Here is a 2,789-nt window from a genome sequence, read left to right on the forward strand (position 1 = left end):
TATAATGAATTCATCGCGTAACTCCTTTGAGATGGTGTGTTTTAGCAGATTCATTATACTTCAAAGTGTGGTTACGCGATATTTATTTGTTCAAAAAGTTGTAAACTGCTGTATAATTATTAACTATATTAAGTTCTCTGCGCTTGTTTCAATAATTAAAAATTGTTATAATTTTTCTATATACACATATATCATATTTAGATTGCAGAGGCCCTTTTAGGGCCTCATTGCTTCTTTGTCGTAAAGGAGGAACGTCTTTATGACGAATGCAACAAAAATTTTTTCGACACTGTCGGAAGCCAGGGAACGGCTCAACGCCATAATCGAACATTCTTTTGATGGCATTTTCATTACCGATGCCAAAGCCAATGTTATCCGCATCAATCATGCCTATGAAGTCATTACAGGCTTAAAAAAAGAAGAAGTACTCGGCAAAAATATGGCAGACCTCGTTCATGACAAGTTGATTTCGGAATCGGGCTCCCTGCAAGTCATTAAGACGAAACAACCCGTGACACTGCAACAGCGATTTCGTTCAGGGAAAGAAGCACTTGTAACGAGCTCTCCCATTTTCGATGCTGACGGTAAATTCATCATGATTGTCACCAACGTGCGGGATCTAACAGAAATTTATAATTTAAAAGCTGTCGTCCAAGAAAAAACAGCTGCCATGGATCGCCTGGCTTTGGAATTGGAACATTTACAGACAACAGCAGAAGAAAACCAGGAAATCATTGCCAAAGATGAAACTACCTTAGCGGCTATGCTAATCGCCAACCGAGTCGCTTCCATGGATACTACCGTCATTCTATTGGGTGAGACAGGTGTCGGGAAAGAAGTCATGGCCCGGTATATTTTCCAACACAGCCAGCGTGCCAAGAATAGCTTCATCAAAGTGAATTGCGGCGCTATTCCAGAAAACCTGATTGAAAGCGAACTCTTTGGATATGAAGGAGGTGCTTTCACTGGAGCCAATAAAAATGGAAAAATCGGGCTTTTTGAATTAGCCAATAATGGTACGTTATTTCTCGACGAAATCGGCGAGCTTCCTAAAGACATGCAAGTAAAATTATTACGTGCCCTGCAAGAACAAGAAATCATGCGTGTCGGCGGTACGAAGCCAGTAAAAATCAACGTCCGCATCATTGCCGCTACGAACCGGAATTTAGAAGAAATGGTAAAAGACGGTACTTTTCGTGAAGATCTATATTACCGGCTCACGGTCTTCCCCATTTCCATTCCGCCATTGCGGATGCGAAAAAAGGATATCATCCCCTTGGCCCTCTCTTTTTTAAAAAAGTTAAATCAGAAATATCAAATGAAAAAATATTTCACAGACTTATCCATGCAGCTACTCCATGAATATAATTGGCCCGGCAATATCCGTGAATTAAAAAATATCGTCGAGAGAGCCATTATAATCAGTCCGGCCGATGCGATAAAACCCGAAAACCTACACATACATTCTCCTAATAAGCCAATTGTAATTATCAAAGAAAAGGATTTTGGTGAAAATTCAAAAAATTCTTTGACACCCCCCCCCGATTTTCCGATAAATTTGAAACATGAGCTCGAAAAAATAGAATATACCTATATGACCCAAGCTTATGAAGTCTTTGGAAATGTACGCGATGCTGCCAAAAATATAGGGCTCACACCATCAACTTTTGTCCGGAAACGCAAACAATATCAGCAAAAAAATGCTGAGTCAGAAAGGACGTGATTGTTATGGCAACATTAGAGGAAATCCGTAAAAAAGCCCGCCGTCAGATGCACGGTTGTTATGTCTGTCCAGACTGTGATGGTACTGCCTGTCCTGGAATGATTCCTGGCTATGGTGGCATGCGGACAGGCCAATCTTTTCGTAACAACCGATTGGCCTTTCAAAAATACGGTCTCGTATCTCATCTCCTGTCGGCTAGCAAAAATCCAAATACTACGTATTCTATTTTTGGAAAAACTTTATCCATGCCGATTCTTGTCGCCCCAGTCAGCGGCTATGTCCATAATGGAAAAGTAGAAGGAAATCCAGAAGAAAAAGAATACGAATACCTCTTTTCGATGATTGAAGGTGTCACAAAAGCAGGAACACTGGCATTTACCGGTGACAGCGGCCATGCTTATATGTATGCAGCCGGAATTGCCGCTTCAAAGAGATATCCTGGACAGGTAATCCCGACAATTAAGCCGCGAAAAGACCTAAAAATCATAGAAAAAGCTCGATTAGCCGAACAATCAGGCGCATTCGCAGTCGCCAACGACATTGATGCCGTAACATCAACCAATATGCGATTTTTTGGCCAACCCTTAGAAGTGAAGCGCCTAGAAAACCTAAAACACATTATCAATTCCATTCATCTCCCATTTATCGTAAAAGGCATCATGTCCCCTGATGAAGCCTTGCTGTGCCTAGAAGCAGGCGCCAAGGGAATTGTTGTCAGCAATCACGGAGGCCGCATCCTCGATGGTATGGTCAGCCCTTTATCTGTCCTTCCCGAAATTTCTGCCGTTGTAAAAAACAGGTTAACGATTTTCATAGATGGCGGCATCCGACACGGTGAAGACGTCCCAAAAGCATTAGCCCTAGGGGCTAACGCCGTCTTAATTGGCCGACCAGCTGCTATAGCTAACATCGGCGGTGGCTCTAAAGGAGTAGCTTTACGTCTAACATTTTACAAAACAGCACTTTACAACTTTTACGCTGCCTCGGAAGTTGATGAAGCTAGTTTACACAAGGCCTGAACTAAGTCCGTTGGATTTTTTGCGGTTTGGGCCTTAGCGACCAAAGT

At 42.2% G+C, this 2,789-nt stretch carries 2 protein-coding genes; both read left to right on the forward strand.

Annotated features, from left to right (window positions below; genetic code table 11):
- Window positions 1-259 precede the first annotated feature (259 nt).
- Complete coding sequence (locus tag ACFCTO_RS12045; RefSeq protein ID WP_370853935.1) at window positions 260-1,723, forward strand: sigma-54 interaction domain-containing protein; 1,464 nt, start codon at window positions 260-262, stop codon at window positions 1,721-1,723.
- A gap of 5 nt (window positions 1,724-1,728) precedes the next feature.
- Window positions 1,729-2,742, forward strand: a complete 1,014-nt coding sequence (locus ACFCTO_RS12050) for an alpha-hydroxy-acid oxidizing protein (protein WP_499876960.1) — start codon at window positions 1,729-1,731, stop codon at window positions 2,740-2,742.
- Window positions 2,743-2,789: the final 47 nt, after the last annotated feature.

This window comes from Megasphaera indica (genome assembly GCF_046614755.1).
In the GTDB taxonomy this organism is placed as follows: Bacteria; Bacillota; Negativicutes; order Veillonellales; family Megasphaeraceae; genus Megasphaera; species Megasphaera intestinihominis.

Excerpts from the sequence above, each read along its gene's own strand:
- ACFCTO_RS12045 (WP_370853935.1), top strand. The coding sequence starts at position 260 with ATGACGAATGCAACAAAAATTTTTTCGACACTGTCGGAAGCCAGGGAA.
- ACFCTO_RS12050 (WP_499876960.1), top strand. The coding sequence starts at position 1,729 with ATGGCAACATTAGAGGAAATCCGTAAAAAAGCCCGCCGTCAGATGCAC.